At 47.1% G+C, this 2,581-nt stretch carries 3 protein-coding genes; all 3 read left to right on the top strand.

Annotation, left to right across the window (positions count from 1 at the left end; all coding sequences use genetic code 11):
• Positions 1-157: acetyl-CoA carboxylase biotin carboxyl carrier protein (locus CAG68_RS00525; RefSeq protein WP_337250500.1), on the top strand; the 157-nt coding region annotated here is incomplete at its 5' end.
• Between the two features lie 14 nt (positions 158-171).
• Entirely contained in the window at positions 172-1,515 is a 1,344-nt protein-coding gene (accC, locus tag CAG68_RS00520; RefSeq protein WP_005382509.1) for an acetyl-CoA carboxylase biotin carboxylase subunit, read from the top strand.
• Positions 1,516-1,680: 165 nt separating this feature from the next.
• Entirely contained in the window at positions 1,681-2,568 is an 888-nt protein-coding gene (prmA, locus tag CAG68_RS00515; protein WP_005382507.1) for a 50S ribosomal protein L11 methyltransferase, read from the top strand.
• The last annotated feature ends 13 nt before the right edge of the window (positions 2,569-2,581 follow it).

Here is a 2,581-nt window from a genome sequence, read left to right as displayed (position 1 = left end):
GGGTCAGAAAGTAAATGCTGGCGATACTCTATGTATTGTTGAAGCAATGAAAATGATGAACCAAATCGAAGCGGACAAATCTGGCGTTGTTACAGCAATCCTAGCTGAAGACGGCCAACCAGTTGAATTCGACCAACCTCTTGTTGTAATCGAATAAGCGGGGCTTGCCTTATGCTAGACAAAGTAGTCATCGCGAACCGAGGTGAAATTGCACTTCGTATTCTTCGCGCTTGTAAAGAATTAGGTATTAAGACCGTCGCTGTTCACTCAACAGCGGACCGCGATCTTAAGCACGTACTACTCGCAGACGAAACCGTATGTATCGGCCCTGCTCGTGGTATCGACAGCTACCTAAACATTCCACGCATCATTTCTGCAGCTGAAGTGACTGGCGCTGTGGCTATCCACCCAGGTTACGGCTTCCTGTCTGAGAACGCAGACTTCGCAGAGCAAGTTGAGCGCAGTGGTTTCATCTTCGTTGGTCCAAAGGCAGACACTATCCGCCTAATGGGCGATAAAGTATCTGCTATCAATGCAATGAAGAAAGCAGGCGTTCCTTGTGTACCGGGTTCTGACGGCCCTCTAGACAATGACGAAGAGAAAAACAAAGCATTTGCTAAGCGCATTGGTTACCCAGTAATCATCAAAGCATCTGGCGGCGGCGGCGGTCGTGGTATGCGTGTTGTTCGCGCAGAGAAAGACCTTATCCAAGCCATTGCAATGACACGTGCTGAAGCAAAAGCGGCGTTCAACAATGACATGGTTTACATGGAGAAATTCCTAGAAAACCCTCGTCACGTTGAAGTTCAGGTTATTGCTGACGGTCAAGGCGGCGCAATCCACCTTGGTGAGCGTGACTGTTCAATGCAACGTCGTCACCAAAAAGTAGTGGAAGAAGCTCCAGCTCCTGGTATCACCGAAGAAATGCGTAAGTACATCGGTGAACGCTGTACTCGTGCATGTATCGAGATCGGTTACCGCGGCGCAGGTACGTTTGAATTCCTATACGAGAACGGTGAGTTCTACTTCATCGAAATGAACACTCGTATTCAGGTAGAGCACCCAGTAACAGAGATGGTTACTGGCATCGACCTAATCAAAGAACAGCTTCGTGTTGCAGCGGGTCAGCCTCTGTCATTCACTCAAGATGATATTAAGATCCGTGGCCATGCGATTGAGTGTCGTATCAACGCAGAAGACCCTGAGCGCTTCCTACCATCTCCGGGTAAGATCGAGCGTTTCCACGCTCCTGGCGGTATGGGTGTACGTTGGGAATCTCATATCTACACAGGCTACACAGTACCACCTCATTACGATTCAATGATTGGTAAACTGATCACTTACGGTGAGAACCGTGATGTAGCGATTGCACGTATGAAAAACGCACTGGGTGAGATGATCATCGAAGGCATCAAAACTAACGTGCCACTGCAATTCTCCATTATGAATGACGAAAACTTCCAACACGGTGGTGCAAACATCCACTACCTAGAGAAGAAGCTTGGCTTACAATAAACCTAAGCAAACGTCTTAAAAAATGCCCACTCCCGTGGGCATTTTTGTTTTATATGTACGCGAACGGCTCAACATATAAATCGGCTTATTTGGGTATATACTCAAACAAATCGTAGAGTTCTGGTAAACTCTGCGACACTTCATTCACTTTAAGAGCAAAAACCAATGCCTTGGATTCAAATCAAACTCAACGCGACCAATGAAAACGCTGAACAAATCGGCGATATGCTAATGGAGGAGACTGGCGCGCTGTCTGTTACATTCTTAGACGCGCAGGATACACCTGTATTCGAACCTCTACCTGGCGAAACTCGCTTATGGGGCGATACTGATATTCTGGCACTGTATGATGCAGAAGCAGACACTAACTTCATCATCGACCAAATTAAAGCGAGCAATATGCTGGCTGACAATTTTGCTTACAAAGTAGAACAGCTTGAAGATAAAGACTGGGAACGCGAATGGATGGAAAACTTCCACCCAATGAAATTTGGTGAACGCCTATGGATTTGTCCAAGCTGGCGCGACATTCCAGATCCTGACGCTGTTAATGTTATGTTGGATCCAGGCCTTGCATTCGGTACGGGTACTCACCCTACAACAGCACTTTGTCTTGAGTGGCTAGAAAGCATGGACTTAAGCGGTAAGACCGTTATCGACTTCGGTTGTGGCTCAGGTATTCTTGCGATCGCAGCGATCAAACTGGGCGCTGAAAAAGTGATAGGGATCGACATTGATCCTCAAGCCCTGCTTGCTTCAAAAGACAATGCTGAGCGTAATGGCGTTGCAGACAAACTAGAAGTTTACTTACCGCAAAATCAACCTGAAGGTCTCGTCGCTGACGTCGTTGTGGCCAACATCCTTGCAGGACCTTTACGTGAACTTGCACCTATCATCAAAGGGCTAGTTAAGCCAAATGGCGACCTTGCAATGTCTGGCGTATTAGACACTCAAGCTGAAGATGTTGCGAACTATTACCGTGACGAGCTTCACATTGACCCGATTGTTGAGCAAAGTGAATGGTGTCGCATCTCTGGTCGTAAGCAAGGCTAGACAAGGTTTTCAG

The sequence above is a fragment of the Vibrio sp. V42_P2S4T144 genome (assembly GCF_009904715.1).
Taxonomy (GTDB): domain Bacteria; phylum Pseudomonadota; class Gammaproteobacteria; order Enterobacterales; family Vibrionaceae; genus Vibrio; species Vibrio alginolyticus.
The sequence above is the reverse complement of the archived record's forward strand: the minus strand, read 5'-3'. Positions and strand labels throughout refer to the sequence as shown.